The organism is Nocardia colli, assembly GCF_008704205.1.
GTDB lineage: Bacteria > Actinomycetota > Actinomycetes > Mycobacteriales > Mycobacteriaceae > Nocardia > Nocardia colli.
This window is the reverse complement of record NZ_VXLC01000004.1, coordinates 325,827-341,766: the sequence shown is the minus strand read 5'-3', so window position 1 is coordinate 341,766 and position 15,940 is coordinate 325,827. Positions and strand designations below refer to the sequence as shown.

Here is a 15,940-nt window from a genome sequence, read left to right as displayed (position 1 = left end):
CGAATTCGGTTGCCACGTCATGACCGACCGCGCCGCGCCGCCGCGTATGTATGGCTTGACCGTTGTGTTTGCCGACACGGCGCTGCGTAATTGCCGACCGGCGCGTTCTTGTCGGTGGTGTGCGGCACTATCGGCGCTATGACCGCACCGATGCTCGTCGCACTGATGCTGGTGTTCGCCGCCGGGGTAGGGCTCGGCTGGCTCGGCCATGCCGCGCGCGCGGGGCAGCGGGCGGCACAGGCGGAGGCGAGACTCGCGGCGGCCACGGACAACGAGCACCTGTTGCGGCAGTCGCTCACCGCGGCGAACGAGGATGCGGCGCGCAGGCATTCGCACGCGATCGGCGCGATGGTCGACCCGCTGCGCGATGCGGTCGGCGCGCTGAACCAGCACATCCAGCAGGTCGAACATCATCGGATCAACGCGTATTCGAGCCTGCGCGAGCAGGTCGCGGGGATGCAGCGCACCTCGCTACAGCTCACCAGCCAGACGAGTCAGCTGGTCGCGGCGTTGCGCGCGCCGCAGGTGCGCGGGCGGTGGGGCGAGATCCAGTTGGAGCGGGTGGTCGAGCTGGCCGGAATGACCAGGCATGTCGACTTCGATACTCAGGTGACTCGCGCGGCCCGCGGGGACGGCGATGGCGACCGGACCGGCAATGTCCGTCCCGACCTGGTGGTGAACCTGTCCGGCGGCAGGCACATCGTGGTCGACGCCAAGGTGCCGTTCAGTGCCTATCTGGACGCCAGCATGGTCGACGATCCGGACATGCGCGCCGAGCACCTGACCAGGCACGCGAAACATCTGCGCGGGCACATCGACCAACTGGCGGACAAGGCGTACTGGGCCGCGTTCGATCCCGCGCCGGAATTCGTGGTGCTGTTCGTGCCCGGCGATCCATTCCTGGACGCGGCGCTGACCACGGACTCGGGGCTGCTGGAATACGCGTTCGGCCGGAACGTGATCCTCGCGACGCCGACCACACTGATCGCGTTGCTGCGCACGGTCGCGTTCGGCTGGCGGCAGGAGGCGCTGTCCCGGGATATGGCGACCGTGCAGCAATTGGGTAAGGAGTTGTACGCGCGACTCGGCATGACCGGCAGGCATCTGGACCGGCTCGGCGCGCAACTCGGCAAGGCGGTCGACGCGTTCAACTACACCGTCGCGTCGGTGGAATCGCGGGTCATGGTCACCGCGCGCAAACTGCACGACCTGGAAATAGCAGAACAGGAGGTGCCGGCCATCCAGCGGGTTGATTCGTGGCCACGCGCGGTGGGCTTCGCCGACGCCGACGATTAGCCGGGACAACCGCCGTGCCATAACGCCGTCCGAGGCGGCGAAGGTTAGTGTTCATAATGTGGCTGCTTCCCAACGTGTGCGAACCCGGGTGCCCGCGCCGCAACGCTCGATACTGCCGACGGTCCCGGGAATCCCGGTGGGCGCGGCAGTCCTGATCGCGGTTGCCTGCACGTTTCTGGGTTTCTTGATCGATGCGAACGGCGACAGTACCGATCTGACCGGTACCTTCGCCGCGCTATACGTCGTCGGTTGTGTCGCAGCCGTACTGACGGTCCGCTATCGCGGGCTGTTCACCACCATGGTGCTGCCACCGCTGCTGCTGTTCATCGCGGTGCCGCTGGCCTACAAGGTGCTTACCGCCGTGGCCATGACCTCGATCACCGAGGTCCTGCTGAAGCTGGCGGTGCCGCTGGTCGAGCGGTTCCCCACCATGTTCCTCGCCACCGCGCTGGTGCTGCTGATCGGCGGGGCGCGCATCCTGATGCAGCGCCGCGGCGAGCCGGCCGATCGGGGCACCGAGGCCAAGCGCGGCGAGAGCTGGGGCCGGACCGCGGCCAAGCGCCCGCGCACCGGCCGGGCGTCTGGCGCCGCCGGGCTCGCCGACTCGGCCAAGCGCCGCACCCGCCGCCCCAAGCCCGACCCGGACGATCTCGACGACATCGAAGACACCCCGCGCCTGTCTCGCCGCGCCGCCACCCCGGTCGCCGACGCCCCGCCGCGCGTGGCCACCCCGGCCCGCCCGCGCGAAGGCCGCCCGGGCCCGCGCACCGGCGCCCGCCCCGCCGCGGCCGCGCCGCGCGCCGAAAACGAACCGCCCCGTGGTGCTCCCCCACGCCGCCGCGGCGACCTGCCGCCCCCGCACCCCCAGCCCAATGTCCGCTACCGCGAACGCGATTCGAGCCGCACCGACCGCCGCCGGCCGGAAAACCTGTAGGTCGTCAGTCGCGCAGACCGCTGGCGAACGGCATCGTCCGCCAGTGCTCGATCGACGGTTTCAACGCGTCGGCGAGCATCGGCAACTGCGGCACGAGTGCGAGGCATGACAGCGTTCCTAGCCCATGCCGACAGCGTTGACGAACCGCATCACCCGCTCATCGAGCTGCCGCAGTCCGCGGCGTTAGGTCGCGGCCTCGAGTCGCAGCATTAGACCGCCGCATCGGCTGCAGCGGTAGGCCACGACATCGACCACAACGGCCAGCCACCACACCGACCCCAGTGATGGGCCGCGGCGGTGAGGGCGGCCGCGCACGCGGCGTCGGAAACCGATGGGAGCAGTCCTGAGCCGCAATCGAGGCAGGTAAAGGTTCAGCAGCAATCGAGGCGAGTCATATGGTCGCTAGCTGATCTTCGCGAGCCACCTTTTGACTCGACTCGATTCAGGCCATCTCGAGAACAGCACCACAGCCAGTCCCCCCGTCGACAACACTCGCCTCGCCCACCCAAGCCGCGGGAGAGCAGGCCGGGGACCCCACCTCACGCGCCCAGCACTACCCGGGCATCCCCTCAGCCAGGCCACAAACACCGCGGACCGCCCGCACCGGGACGTCTTCGAGTGCGCACACCGAAACCAGGACACCCCGAAACCCTGAGGGAAACGCACCTGTCCGGTGACTACTTCCCAGCCCTTCCCCTGTGCACTCGCCAGTGAAGCTGAAGACCTGTCCACGCTTTCCCGTGAGTAATGCTGGGCACGCCGCCTGCCGTACCCGGCTTACCTCCGCCGTCACTCACGCAGCGTCGAGTTCCAGCCTGGTCATCTGGCTGTGGTTGCGTCACAAACACTTCCGACACGACAAGAGCCGGTCAGTGGCGGTCAGGTGGTCGAAAAGACCTGCGAAGCGACCCCAATCCCACGACCACCAGAGATCGCTCGCCGCGCACGGGTTGTCTCGACGCGCGCGGAATTGCTTGCTGATTCGTGCGCGGGGGTGTGAAGGGTGCGCGGGGGTGCGGCTGGGCCGCGCCGGTTCAGCGCGCGCGGGTGGTGCGCAGTTCGCGGGGCAGGGCGAAGACCAGGGTTTCGTTGGCGGTGGTGACCGGCTGGACGTCGGCGTAGCCGTGCTCTTCGAGCATGTCCAGGACGCCGCGGACCAGGATCTCGGGGACCGAGGCGCCGGAGGTGATGCCGACCGTGCGGACGCCGGTGAGCCAGGCGGGGTCCACCTCGCGGGCGTAGTCGACCAGGTAGGAGGCCTTGGCGCCGGCGTTGAGGGCGACCTCGACCAGGCGGACCGAGTTCGAGGAGTTGCGCGAGCCGACGACGATCACCAGATCGCATTCGGGCGCCATCGCCTTGACCGCGACCTGACGGTTCTGGGTGGCGTAGCAGATGTCGTCACTCGGCGGGTCTTGCAGGTTGGGGAAGCGCTCGCGCAGCCGCTGCACCGTCTCCATCGTCTCGTCGACGCTGAGCGTGGTTTGTGAGAGCCAAATCACTTTCGACTCGTCGCGAACGGTGACCTTGTCCACCGAGGCCGGGCCGTCGACGAGCTGCACGTGGTCGGGCGCCTCGCCCGCCGTGCCCTCGACCTCTTCGTGCCCCTCGTGGCCGATCAGCAGGATGTCGTAGTCGTCGCGGGCGAAGCGCTTGGCCTCCTGGTGCACCTTCGTGACCAGCGGGCAGGTCGCGTCGATGGTGTGCAGGTTGCGCGCCGCGGCGGAGGTATGCACGGCCGGTGAGACGCCGTGCGCGGAGAACACGACGACCGAGCCCTCGGGCACCTCGTCGGTCTCGTCGACGAAGATGACGCCCTGCTCACGCAGGGTTTCCACGACGTGGCGGTTGTGCACGATCTCCTTGCGGACGTAGATCGGCGCGCCGTGCTTCTCCAGCGTCTTCTCCACGGTTTCCACCGCCCGGTCCACGCCGGCGCAATACCCACGCGGCTCCGCGAGCAGCACCCGCTTGCCGCCGAGGGTATCGGCGGTTCCGGCACCCGCTGAGCGGGCGATTCCGACGTTCAAGGGTATGGCCGTGGACATGCCGACAGCTTACGTGCGTGCACCGGCTCCGTGCCGTCCGGGCGTTGCGCCGGCGAACTCGTCGCGCGGCGGCGAGGCGTACTCTGTGCACGCCCGCGCATGCGCCAGAATCACTCCCGTGAGCCCCGACCTTTGCATAGCACACCATTTCGGGCAGGCTAGGACCATGTTTCGACCACCGTTCCTGGCCCGGGTAGCCGCCGGGGCCGCCGTATACGCCATTGAGGAAACTCGCCGGCTACCCACGGCCGCAATGAATTTGCCGATCACCGCCATCAGCCAGATGCTGCAGACGACCATGCACGTCCAGCAGTTCGTGACCAGTCTCGCGCTCAAGGGCGACGCGGTCTTCGATCGATTGGGCAACGCTCCGGAGGAACAGCCGGAGTGGGCCACCTTCGACGAGGACCTCGACAGCGAGCAATCCTTCAGCGGCACCGCGGCGCGCACCAGCCGCTTCGATCTGTACGCCGCCGACGAACCCGAATCGCCCTTCACCACGCAGGAGACCCCGTCCGGGCGCAACGGCCACCCGGTCGACTTCGTCGCCGAGCCGGAATCCGCTGAGCCGGAACTGGAGATCGTCCGCGCGGAGGACCCCGCGCCGGCGATCAGCGAGCCGGAAGTAGCCACCCGCTACGACTACGCCAACATGACTCTCGCGCAGCTGCGTGCCCGCCTGCGCATGCTGACCGTCGAAGACCTCACGGCGCTGCTGGATTACGAGCAGCAGACCCAGGACCGGGCACCGTTCGTGACCATGCTGACGAATCGGATCGCCACCGTGCGGGCCCAGTGACCGAACCCCGGACTCCGTCGACGGTTGGCCGGGCCGCCCCCGGCCAACCCGAGCAAGCCCAACCCGCCGCCCCGGCGAACTCCGCCGAACAGCCGTATCCGGTCCGCTCCGTCGCGATCAAGGTCGCGCAGTGGATCGATCGGCTCGGCAGCATCTGGGTCGAGGGCCAGATCACCCAGATCAACCTGCGCCCGGGCACCCGCACCGCGTTCCTGGTGCTGCGCGACCCGTCCGCGGACATGTCGCTGTCGGTGACCTGCGATCCCGACCTCATCCGCAAGTCCCCGGTCCCGCTGCAAGAGGGCAGCCGGGTCGTGGTCTACGGCAAGCTGTCCTTCTTCACCGGCCGCGGCACATTGTCGTTGCGCGTCATCGAGATTCGCCCGGTCGGCATCGGCGAACTGCTCGCCAGGATCGAGCGGCTCAAGGCCCTGCTGGCCGCCGAGGGACTCTTCGATCCGCGGCTCAAGCGGCCGATCCCGTTCCTGCCCAAGACCATCGGCCTGATCACCGGCCGGGCCGGCGCCGCCGAGCGCGACGTGCTGACCGTGGCCCGGAATCGCTGGCCCGCAGTACGTTTCGAGATCCGCAACACCGCGGTGCAGGGACCGAGCGCGGTGCCGCAGATGCTGGAGGCGCTCGCCCAGCTCGACCGCGACCCGGCCGTCGAGGTGATCGTGCTCGCCCGCGGCGGCGGCAGCGTCGAGGATCTGCTGCCGTTCTCCGACGAGGCGCTGTGCCGGGCCATCGTCGCCGCGACGACTCCCATCGTGAGCGCGATCGGCCACGAGCCGGACAACCCGCTCAGCGATCTGGTCGCCGACCTGCGCGCCGCCACCCCGACCGACGCCGCGAAACGCGTTGTCCCCGATGCCGCCGCCGAGCTGGCCGGGGTGCACGACCTGCGCGCCCGCGCCGCCGCCGCGTTGCGCGGCTGGGTCGACCGGGAAACCCGCGCGCTGACCCAGTTGCGTTCGCGGCCCGTGCTCGCCGATCCGTTGCGCGAAATCGACCGTCGCCGTGAGGAAATCGAACGGCTGCGCGCCTCGACCCGGCGCAGCGCGGAGCAGTTCATCCGCACGGAGGCCACCGCGACCAGGCACCTGCGGGAGAAGCTGACCGCGGTGGGCCCGGCCGCCACCCTCGCCCGTGGCTACGCTGTCGTGCAGCGCGTCGCCGGTCCCGAGCGGCACGTGGTGCGCACGATCGAGGACGCGCCCGCGGGCAGCCAGCTGCGCATCCGGGTCGCCGACGGCGCGGTCACCGCGGCCGCGCTCGGCACCCAGTCGCTCGGCCCGCGATCCACCGAAGACACCGAAACCAGGAGGAGCTGACCTTGGCCGAGCCCGAGACCGAAATGGCCGAGATCGCCGCCTTCGGCTACGAGCGTGCCCGTGACGAACTGGTCAACGTGGTGAAGATGCTCGAGCAGGGCGGTCTCGACCTGGACGAGTCGCTGGCCCTGTGGGAGCGCGGCGAGGCGCTGGCCAACCGCTGCGAGGAACACCTGGCCGGGGCCAGGAAGCGCGTCGAGGACGCGTTGTCGCGCACCGACCTCGAGGACGGCAAATGACGATCCGCCGGGCCACGCCGGACATCCGCACCACCGATACCGAGCGCAGCCGCGAGTTCTACAAGCAGCTCGGCTTCGAGGAGGCGATGGATCTCGGCTGGGTCGTCACCATGGTCTCCCCGTCCAACCCCACCGCACAGGTGCTGCTGGTCGGACCGGGTGCGGAGAAGCTACAGCCGAACATGAGCGTCGAGGTCGAGGATGTCGATGCCGTGCACGCGACGATGACCGCCGCGGGCGCCGACATCGTCTATCCGCTGACCGACGAGGAGTGGGGCGTGCGCCGCTTCTTCGCCCGCGATCCCAGCGGCACCATCGTCAACGTGGTCAGCCACCGCTAGGGAAAGGTGCAGGCCGGGCCGCCGCCCGAGCTGTCGACCCAGCCTGCGCGCAACATCCGCAGCAGCTTGCACAGGTAGTCGCCCGCCGAGGCGGAGCCGCTGTCGGCGACGAGCGTCGAGGTCGTCGCCTGGTCGATCGGTGTGGCGGTCGCAGTGGTGGCCGGTGCCACCAGCATGGCGGTGACCGCGAGCCCCGCAATGGTCTTCTTCATCAGCTCTGTCCGAGTTCGTCCGAAATCCCTGCCCACAAGCAGTATTCGACGACTCCGTCCGGCGCGCACGACCCCAGTCATCAGGGCCGACGCGCACCGGGGTCAGGGCTTGCTGATCGGCTGGGCCGCCGCGATCGCCTGGGCCAGCGTGACGAACGAGTCGCGCTGCCCGGCGCCGGTGATCAGCGCCCGGGACTGGCCGAGGTCGGCGATCCAGGCCGATTCCGAGCCGGGCTCGGAGTAGACGATCCACTTCTGGTCGCCGACCTGCTCGGTGCCGGTGGCGTAGCGGGAGCCGAGGACGAACCGCGACATCGATTCCTCGGTCGCGTTGCTCTGGCTGAAGCGCATGTAGGAGCCGTGGCCAGTGATATAGCCGACAGTGCTGATCGGGCCGCCGCCGGTGCCGCTGATCGATTCGCGGCTGCCGGAGTTGGGCGTCCAGTCCGAGGGCACGGCCGGGTTCCGGATGGGGAACGGCAGGCTGCGCGCGTCGGAGGTCAACGCCGCCTTCACGTCGAAGTGGGGAATCTGCCCCTGCGTCGGACCCTTTGCGGCGAAACTGCATTGGCTGGCCAGGCCGGCGAAAACCACGGCGATCAGCACGAGCGGAATCAGTGACCAGAACAGATCCCGGTAGTCGTTCATGATGCGTGGCTTTTGTGGGGACACGCACTCAGTATCCACTCGTGGGTCGGGTGCTCGAGCTCGCACCCCGCTGGGGCGTGCAGGGTGTACGCCCGTCTCAGTCGGAGTGAGACAATCGTCCGGTACGTACCGACGCACAGGAGGCACCCCGCAATGACGGCATCTTCCCCGACACCGAGCCGCCGCGAGGCGCCGGACCGCAACCTCGCACTGGAGCTGGTCCGCGTCACCGAGGCCGGTGCGATGGCCGCGGGCCGGTGGGTCGGCCGCGGCGACAAAGAGGGGGGCGACGGCGCCGCGGTGGACGCGATGCGGCAGCTGGTGAACTCGGTGTCCATGCGCGGCATCGTGGTCATCGGCGAGGGCGAGAAGGACGAGGCGCCCATGCTGTTCAACGGCGAGCTGGTCGGTGACGGCACCGGTCCCGAGGTCGACTTCGCGGTCGACCCGGTCGACGGCACCACGCTGATGTCGAAGGGTTCGCCGGGCGCCATCGCGGTGCTCGCGGTGGCCCAGCGCGGCGCGATGTTCGACCCGTCCGCGGTGTTCTACATGAGCAAGATCGCGGTCGGCCCGGACGCCGCGGACGTGATCGATATCTCCGTCCCGATCGGCGAGAACATCCGTCGGGTGGCCAAGGCCAAGAGCCTGTCGAAGTCGGACCTGACCGTCTGCATCCTGGACCGGCCCAGGCACGCCGGGCTGATCCAGGAGGTCCGTGACGCGGGCGCGCGCATCCGGCTGATCTCCGACGGCGACGTCGCGGGCGCCATCGCCGCGGCCCGCCCCGATTCGGGCACCGACATCCTGGTCGGCGTCGGCGGCACCCCCGAGGGCATCATCGCGGCCGCCGCGATGCGCTGTATGGGCGGCGAACTCCAGGGCATGCTGGCCCCGACCGACGACGACGAGCGGCAGAAGGCGATCGACGCGGGCCACGATCTCGATCGGGTGCTCACCACCGAGGACCTGGTCGCCGGCGACAATGTCTTCTTCTGCGCGACCGGCGTCACCGACGGCGACCTGCTGCGCGGCGTCCGCTACTACGGCGGCGGCGCCTCTACCCAGTCGATCGTGATGCGCTCCAAGTCCGGCACCGTCCGGATGATCGACGCCTACCACCGCCTGACCAAGCTGCGCGAGTACTCCTCGGTCGACTTCATCGGCGACGAGCACGCGGTGCCGCCGCTGCCCTGACCCGGCATCGACCCGTGAAAGACGCGCAGGCCTGCCCGCCTGCGCGTCTTTCTTATTCCGGCTGCCGCATGTGCGAATCACTACAGGCGTGGCAGCCCCACGGCCGCTTGGTGCGGCATAGGGTCGAAATCATGACCGAGGAGACGCAGCAGTACCGCATCGAGCACGACACCATGGGCGAGGTCCGGGTTCCGGTGGACGCACTCTGGCGCGCGCAGACCCAGCGGGCCGTGGAGAACTTCCCGATCAGCGGCCGCGGCCTGGAGCGCGCGCAGATCCGCGCGCTCGGCCTGCTGAAAGCCGCCTGCGCCAAGGTGAATCGAGATCTCGGACTGCTCGATCCGGCCAAGGCCGACGCCATCATCGCCGCGGCGAACGAGATCGCCGCGGGCAAGCACGACGCGCAGTTCCCGATCGATGTGTTCCAGACCGGCTCGGGCACCAGCTCGAACATGAACGCCAACGAGGTGATCGCCTCGATCGCCAAGGCGAACGGCGTCACCGTGCACCCGAACGACGACGTGAACATGTCCCAGTCGTCCAACGACACCTTCCCCACCGCCGTGCACCTGGCGGCCACCGAGGCGGTCATCACCGATCTGGTGCCCGCGCTGGATCACCTGCGGCTCGCCCTGCTGGACAAGGCGACCGAGTGGCGGACGGTGGTCAAGTCGGGCCGCACCCATCTGATGGACGCGGTGCCGGTCACGCTCGGTCAGGAGTTCGGCGGCTACACCAGGCAGATCGCGGCGGGCATCGAGCGGCTGCTGGCGACGCTGCCGCGGCTCGGCGAGCTGCCGATCGGCGGCACCGCGGTCGGCACCGGGCTCAACGCGCCCGCCGGTTTCGGCGGGAAGGTCGTTGCGGAGCTGGTCCGTTCGACCGGGCTGGACGCGCTGCGCGAGGCTGCGGATCACTTCGAGGCGCAGGCTGCGCGGGACGGGCTGGTCGAGGCGTCGGGCGCGGTGCGCACGGTCGCGGTGAGTCTCACCAAGATCGCCAACGACATTCGGTGGATGGGATCGGGGCCGCTGACCGGTCTGGGCGAGCTTCAGCTGCCGGATCTGCAGCCCGGCAGTTCGATCATGCCCGGCAAAGTCAATCCCGTTCTGCCGGAGGCGGTCACGCAGGTGGCGGCGCAGGTAATCGGTAATGACGCGGCGGTCGCGTTCGGCGGGGCGAACGGCGCGTTCGAGCTGAATGTCTATATCCCGGTGATGGCGCGCAATCTGCTCGAGTCGATTCGCTTGCTGGCCAATGTTTCCCGGCTCTTCGCCGACCGGTGTGTGCACGGTCTGGTCGCCAATGTGGATCATCTGCGCACCTTGGCGGAATCGTCGCCGTCCATTGTGACGCCGCTGAATTCGGCAATCGGTTATGAAGAAGCCGCCGCGGTCGCCAAGGAAGCGCTGAAGCAGAAGAAGACAATTCGCCAGACGGTTATCGATCGTGGTCTGCTCGACGAGAAACTCACCGAGGAAGAACTCGACCGGCGATTGGATGTGCTGTCGATGGCGAAGGTGGAAGATACTAAGTAACAGGGACTTTCGACGCCGTGTCGGGCGCCACGTTGAATACCCTCATGGTCCAGCGTGACGCCCGAACAAGCGTATGCGCGGGTAGGTCAGCCGAAGTAGACGTACCCGCGCAGGGCATCACAAAAAGATGCCGAGTGCCGTAAGGAAGGCACCTGCGCCAAGAGTCACCAGTGCGACGAGGCCCGAGACAATTGCTGAGAGGATCATTGATTCTTTCCTTTCTTGCGTCCGCGCATTGCGGATGTACTCAGCTAATCGCGAGCAATGCCACGTGTGTTTCATCACATTTCGCGGCGCAAGAAAGAAAACCGGCCGGCGCGGTAAAACCACGCGCCGACCGGGAGTAATTCAGCGCAGGTACGCGAGTTCTTCGCGCGCCTTTTCGCCCGCTTCACCGAGATCGGTCCGGGTGAAGACGTTCCACCGCTGCAGCAGCGGCTTGAACACCAGCTCGTCCTGCTTGGCCGGATCGTAGATCCCGGCCTCGGCGAGCACGTCGTCGCTGTTGCGCCCGTCGGCGAGCGTCACCGACGGCACGGTGAAACCGGCCACCTGGTCGGCAATGGCCCGCATCGCCTGATCCGGCGCCACGTTCAGGCCCGCCTCGACCAGCTCGGCGAACACGACCGCCTGCATCTCGTCGTCGATCGCGATGCGTTCGGCGATCGCGGTGACCATCGGGCTCTCGTCGAGCGCGGCGGTGTTGCGATGCCGGATCGCGGCGGCGATCTCCTCGAACGCGCAGGCGGCCAGCACGTCGAGCAGGTGCATGCCGGGGCGGCGGAAGCCGGTGGTCATGTTGTCCATCCGCATCCGCTCCAGCGCGACCGGGTCCACCGACCTGGTCGTCATGAGGAAGTTGCGGATCAGGATCTCGTGGCGGTTCTCCTCGGCGGTCCACCGGCCGACCCAGCGCCACCAGGCGCCGGTGCGCAGATACTTGCCGAGCTCGCGGTGATACGAGGGCAGGTTGTCCGCGATCAGCACGCTGACCGTCAGGGCGAGCTTGGCGACGTCGCTCAGCTCGGACTGCTCCGGCGCCCAGTCGGTGCCGTGCAGGAACGCGAAGTTACGGCCGTCGTCCCACGGCACGAAATCGTGCGGCTGCCATCCGTCGGCGGCGTCGATGTGACGGCGCAGAATGGATTCCACGTCCAGCGCGAGGGATTCGAGCAACTCGCGATCGGTCAAGAGAGTTTGCACCTAGACAACCTAGCGGTTGAGCCCGTGATACGGGGATTTTTGGAATGAGACTGGACGGGCGTCCGGGACCGCTCGGGGCGTCCCGGACGCCGCACCGACTACTGCTTCGGGGTGACCGTGGTCTTGCCGTCGACCCAGGTGATGGTGCCGCCGGAGAAGTCGCTCTCCTTGCCGCCTGCGATGTCCTTCTCGTCGCTGGTCGGGTAGCCGAGCTTGCCCATGGCGCCGCCGTTGTCCTCCCACGCCTTGCGGATCTCGCCCCAGACGATGTGCGCTTCGCCGTCCTTGGCCTTGTACACCGTGCCGCCGACGAAGTCCTGGTATTTGCCGTCCTCCGGACCGGACTCCTGCGCCTCCAGCGGAGCGCCGAGCGCGCCGGCCGGACCGCCGGACTGCACGTACTTGTCGAAGATCGCACCGGAGACCGTGAGGTCACCGCGCTGTGTGGCGATCTTGGTCTCTTCCGCGGCACCCGAGGCGTGCTCCTCGCCGTGCTGCATCGCGGCCGTGGTGGTGGTGATGGACGCTGCCGCGTTGTTGTCGTTCTTGTCGTCGTCCTTGCTGCAGCCGGCGACGATCAGGCCTGCTGCGGCGAGCAGGGCAGTGTATCCAGCCGTTCGTCGAGCGAAGTGGTGCATTTCCATCCTCTCGAAAGTGGCTACCGAGGACGTCGCCGACTCGGTGACGCCGCTGGCAGCCTAGGCCGATGTTCAGCAATGACCCGGCGAATCCACCAGGGACACGCCGGGTCATACCGAACAGCTATCGCAGGGATATTACCCGGCGACTGTGAGCGGAAACACACCGCCCAACTCAGGCGTTGGGGCCGTACTCCTCCAGCATCTCGGTCACGAGCGCCGCGATCGGCGAACGCTCACTGCGGGTCAGCGTGATGTGAGCAAACAACGGGTGACCCTTGAGCTTCTCGATCACCGCGGCCACGCCGTCGTGCCGGCCGACGCGCAGGTTGTCCCGTTGCGCCACATCGTGAGTGAGCACCACCCGCGAGCCGGTGCCGAGTCGGCTGAGCACCGTCAGCAGCACATTGCGTTCCAGCGACTGGGCCTCGTCCACGATCACGAACGAGTCGTGCAACGACCGTCCGCGAATGTGGGTGAGCGGCAACACCTCCAGCATGTCGCGGGCGAGCACCTCCTCCATCACCTCGCGACTGGCCAGCCCGTCGAGCGTGTCGAAGACCGCCTGGGCCCACGGGCCCATCTTCTCGCTCTCGCTACCCGGCAGGTAGCCGAGCTCCTGGCCGCCGACCGCGTAGAGCGGACGAAAAACAACCACCTTTCGCTGAGTTCGCCGCTCCAGCACCGCCTCCAGGCCCGCGGTCAGCGCGAGCGCGGACTTGCCGGTGCCCGCCCGGCCGCCGAGCGAGACGATGCCGATGCTCTCGTCCAGCAGCAGATCGAGCGCGATCCGCTGCTCGGCGGAGCGGCCGTGCAGGCCGAACGCCTCGCGTTCACGCACCAGCTGCACCCGCTTGTCCGGGGTGACCCGGCCGAGTGCGCTGGAGCTACTGCCCAACAACCGGATTCCGGTATGGCAGGGCAGTTCCCGGGCGTCATCGATATCGAGGACGGAATCGGAGTAGAGCTGGTCGATCTGCGCCGTGCTGACGTCGAGTTCCACCATTCCGGACCAGCCGGAAGTAACGACGTCCTGTGCGTGGTATTCGTCGGCTTGCAAGCCCACCGCACTCGCTTTGACCCGCAGCGGAATGTCCTTGGACACGAGCACCACCTGACGGCCCTCGGCCGCCAGATTGAGTGCACAGGCCAGGATTCGGGAATCATTGGTGTCGGTGCGGAATCCGACCGGAAGGACCGCGGGATCGGTGTGGTTCAGTTCCACCTGCAGCGTTCCACCCTCGGTGCCGATCGGCACCTGCTGATCCAGCCTGCCGTGCTGCAGGCGAAGATCGTCCAGGTTGCGCAGGGCTTCCCGCGCGAACCAGCCCAATTCATGGTGATGCCGTTTGCCTTCGAGTTCGCTGATGACCACCAGCGGTAGCACGACGTCGTGTTCGCCGAACCGGGTGAACGCCCAGGGATCGGACAAAAGGACCGAAGTGTCGATGACAAAGGTATCGGCCGGGGAATGCGAGGGGTGTGCCCCCTTCGCGGCGGTTCCGCCTTTCGCGGAACGGGATTGCGCCGAGGGAGCGGGAACGGAGCGTGAAGCAGTCACGGTGGGCTCCTCTTTGTCCGCGCGGCACCCGCACGAACGATCTCGCTGGACCGGTCCGTCCTGATGGGACCTGACGTTGCCGTCAGATGCCACGAGGGCCGGGTGCCGGCCCCCTCGTACTGATCAGCTCAGTCACGGTCAGGACCTCCCGTACGAGCCACACCGCCGCGGCCCGCACCATCGACGCTACCGTCGAACTACGCTTCCTCGCTCCCGCACAGGTAGGCGTGTCCGTGAATTTGTCGTTAACCTCACTCGCCGACCCGAATGCCCGGGTCGGCGCGGGCCGTCGGCGGGGCCGGTTAGAGTCGCCTGTATGGCCGGTAACGAGGACCTGGAGAAGCTGTCGTCCAAGGAACTGCACGATCGGGCGGTGAAGACGGCCGTGCGGCACGGGGACGTGAAGTTCCTGTGGCGGCTGCTCACCTCGATCCCGGCGGCCGAGGCCGCCGCGGGCAACCTCGGGGAGAGCGAGGCGGACATCAAGTACGTGCTGCCGATGCTCGACGACTACATCCACGCGGGTGACGGCGAGATCGCCGAGGTGCTGCGGCCGTTCTACCTGGAGTACCTGACCGAGCACAGCTGAGCGCCGGACGCGAGCAGGACGCACATCCCCGCACCGATGCAGCGGCGCCGGTCGGCGGAGATCTTCATCGCGCCCGCCTACCAGGTGACCGGGAGCCGGTGCACCCCATAGACGTCCATGTCGTGGCGCAGCGGGATGTCCTGGGCGGGGACGGCGAGCCGCAGCGTCGGGAAGCGATTCACCAAGGCGGGCAGTGCGACTCGCATCTCGACGCGGGCAAGTTGCTGACCGAGGCACTGGTGGACGCCGTGACCGAAGCCGACATGTCCGACGGCGCTGCGCTGGATGTCGAAGGCATCGGGCTCGTCGAACTTGGCCGGGTCACGGTTGGCTCCCTGGATCGATAGCGCGACCGTCTCCCCCGCTTTGATCGCCTGCCCGTCCAGCTCGACGTCCGCCAAGGCCGTCCGCGACGTGGTCGGCACGATGCTCAAATAGCGCATGAGCTCTTCGACGGTCTGGTCGGCTAGTTCGGGCCGAGCGCGTAGTTCGGCGAGTTGGGCGGGGTGGGACAGCAGCGCGAAGGTGCCCAGCGCCAGCATGTTCGCCGTGGTGTCCAGGCCCGCGCCGAGCAGCAGGGCGCCGACGCCGGCCAGTTCGTCCTCGCTGAGGTCGGAGTCGGTGAGATCGCTGAGCAGGTCGTCGGCCGGTTCGGCGCGCTTGGCCACCGCCAAGGTGTGGATGTGCTGCTCGACCGCCGCGAACGCCGCCGATCGGTCGGCCCCGGTCGAGTTGTTGTCGTTGGCCACCTCGACGTACCGGCGGAATCGATCGCGCTCGGCGGCGGGGACGCCGAGCAGCTCGCAGATGGTCAGCGCGGGGATCGGGAAGGCGAACGCGTCGACCAGGTCGACCGGCCCGCCGGTGCGCGCCATCGCGTCCAGGTGCTCGGTGGTGATCTGCTCCACGCGCTCGGTGAGCACGGCCATCCGGCGCACGGTGAACTTGCCTGCCAACAACTTTCGGTAGCGGGTGTGCTGCGGCGGGTCGACGCCGAGCATGTCGCCGGGCGGTGCGGGCGGCATCGGGCCCAGATCGGCGATCGGGTTGTGGCCCAGCTCGTAGCGCACGCTGAAGCGCGGGTCGGCGAGGATCGCGCGGACGGTCGCGTGCCCGGTGGCGAGCCAGCCGCGGTGGCCGTCGGGGAACTTCATGCGGACGAGCGGAGGCAAAGTGGCCAGTTCCGCGGGCGGGTCGAAGGGGCAACCGGACGCGCGAGCGGTGGGGAGTTCGACGGCTTCGGAGAGTGGCTGATTCGGCATAATTCCTGCTTCGATCTTTATTCGGATTTACCCGAACGCTACGTCGCGCTCAAAGCCTCCTCAACGATCAAAACTGCAATCCCGACCAAATAGCCTGTTGC

Annotated in this window: 16 protein-coding genes; 9 read left to right on the top strand and 7 right to left on the bottom strand. The window is 68.1% G+C overall.

What is annotated here, in order from left to right; genetic code table 11:
- The first annotated feature begins 138 nt into the window (after positions 1-138).
- Positions 139-1,296, top strand: coding sequence for a DNA recombination protein RmuC (locus F3087_RS13525; protein WP_150402259.1), 1,158 nt, complete (start codon positions 139-141; stop codon positions 1,294-1,296).
- A 58-nt stretch (positions 1,297-1,354) separates the two neighbouring features.
- Positions 1,355-2,230, top strand: a complete 876-nt coding sequence (locus tag F3087_RS13520; protein ID WP_191093946.1) for a DUF6542 domain-containing protein — start codon at positions 1,355-1,357, stop codon at positions 2,228-2,230.
- Between the two features lie 1,034 nt (positions 2,231-3,264).
- On the opposite strand, the gene F3087_RS13510 is transcribed toward F3087_RS13520, so the two are convergent.
- Positions 3,265-4,278 (bottom strand): 4-hydroxy-3-methylbut-2-enyl diphosphate reductase, encoded by a 1,014-nt coding sequence (locus F3087_RS13510; RefSeq protein WP_150402258.1) that lies wholly within the window; start codon positions 4,276-4,278, stop codon positions 3,265-3,267.
- Between the two features lie 166 nt (positions 4,279-4,444).
- On the opposite strand from F3087_RS13510, the gene F3087_RS13505 reads away from it, so the two are divergent.
- From F3087_RS13505 to F3087_RS13490, 4 genes are read left to right on the top strand one after another with little or no spacing between them, the layout of a single operon-like run.
- Positions 4,445-5,077: a lipid droplet-associated protein gene (locus tag F3087_RS13505; protein ID WP_150402257.1), complete on the top strand. Its 633-nt coding sequence runs from the start codon at positions 4,445-4,447 to the stop codon at positions 5,075-5,077.
- On the top strand, positions 5,074-6,411 hold the full coding sequence (gene xseA, locus F3087_RS13500; protein ID WP_150402256.1) for an exodeoxyribonuclease VII large subunit: 1,338 nt from the start codon (positions 5,074-5,076) through the stop codon (positions 6,409-6,411). The genes F3087_RS13505 and xseA overlap by 4 nt, the downstream gene beginning before the upstream one ends.
- Positions 6,412-6,434: 23 nt before the next feature.
- A complete protein-coding gene (locus F3087_RS13495) occupies positions 6,435-6,650 on the top strand; it encodes an exodeoxyribonuclease VII small subunit (protein WP_150402840.1) in 216 nt (71 codons plus the stop codon).
- Positions 6,647-6,991: a VOC family protein gene (locus tag F3087_RS13490; protein ID WP_150402255.1), complete on the top strand. Its 345-nt coding sequence runs from the start codon at positions 6,647-6,649 to the stop codon at positions 6,989-6,991. The genes F3087_RS13495 and F3087_RS13490 overlap by 4 nt, the downstream gene beginning before the upstream one ends.
- On the opposite strand, the gene F3087_RS13485 is transcribed toward F3087_RS13490, so the two are convergent.
- Together F3087_RS13485 and F3087_RS13480 are read right to left on the bottom strand one after the other, a co-directional pair.
- Positions 6,988-7,203 carry a hypothetical protein gene (locus tag F3087_RS13485; protein WP_150402254.1) on the bottom strand — a complete coding sequence of 72 codons (216 nt, stop codon included), beginning with the start codon at positions 7,201-7,203 and terminating at the stop codon, positions 6,988-6,990. The genes F3087_RS13490 and F3087_RS13485 overlap by 4 nt on opposite strands.
- A 102-nt stretch (positions 7,204-7,305) precedes the next feature.
- Positions 7,306-7,875 carry a DUF4245 domain-containing protein gene (locus F3087_RS13480; protein ID WP_150402253.1) on the bottom strand — a complete coding sequence of 190 codons (570 nt, stop codon included), beginning with the start codon at positions 7,873-7,875 and terminating at the stop codon, positions 7,306-7,308.
- Between the two features lie 129 nt (positions 7,876-8,004).
- Between F3087_RS13480 and glpX the strand changes: the two genes are divergently transcribed.
- Both glpX and F3087_RS13470 read left to right on the top strand, forming a co-directional pair.
- A complete protein-coding gene (gene glpX, locus F3087_RS13475; protein WP_150402252.1) occupies positions 8,005-9,048 on the top strand; it encodes a class II fructose-bisphosphatase in 1,044 nt (347 codons plus the stop codon).
- Between the two features lie 131 nt (positions 9,049-9,179).
- Complete coding sequence (locus F3087_RS13470) at positions 9,180-10,586, top strand: class II fumarate hydratase (RefSeq protein WP_150402251.1); 1,407 nt, start codon at positions 9,180-9,182, stop codon at positions 10,584-10,586.
- Positions 10,587-10,934: 348 nt separating this feature from the next.
- Here the strand turns inward: F3087_RS13470 and F3087_RS13465 are convergent, their stop codons facing one another.
- From F3087_RS13465 to F3087_RS13455, 3 genes are all read right to left on the bottom strand, one after another.
- Positions 10,935-11,789 (bottom strand): acyl-ACP desaturase, encoded by an 855-nt coding sequence (locus tag F3087_RS13465; protein WP_150402250.1) that lies wholly within the window; start codon positions 11,787-11,789, stop codon positions 10,935-10,937.
- Positions 11,790-11,887: 98 nt separating this feature from the next.
- Positions 11,888-12,427: an LGFP repeat-containing protein gene (locus F3087_RS13460; RefSeq protein WP_150402249.1), complete on the bottom strand. Its 540-nt coding sequence runs from the start codon at positions 12,425-12,427 to the stop codon at positions 11,888-11,890.
- 175 nt (positions 12,428-12,602) lie between these two features.
- Positions 12,603-13,988, bottom strand: coding sequence for a PhoH family protein (locus tag F3087_RS13455; RefSeq protein ID WP_150402248.1), 1,386 nt, complete (start codon positions 13,986-13,988; stop codon positions 12,603-12,605).
- Positions 13,989-14,304: 316 nt separating this feature from the next.
- Between F3087_RS13455 and F3087_RS13450 the strand changes: the two genes are divergently transcribed.
- Complete coding sequence (locus tag F3087_RS13450) at positions 14,305-14,577, top strand: hypothetical protein (RefSeq protein WP_150402247.1); 273 nt, start codon at positions 14,305-14,307, stop codon at positions 14,575-14,577.
- 77 nt (positions 14,578-14,654) lie between these two features.
- Here F3087_RS13450 and F3087_RS13445 read toward each other — a convergent pair whose 3' ends face one another.
- Positions 14,655-15,839: a cytochrome P450 gene (locus F3087_RS13445; RefSeq protein ID WP_150402246.1), complete on the bottom strand. Its 1,185-nt coding sequence runs from the start codon at positions 15,837-15,839 to the stop codon at positions 14,655-14,657.
- Between the last annotated feature and the right edge of the window lie 101 nt (positions 15,840-15,940).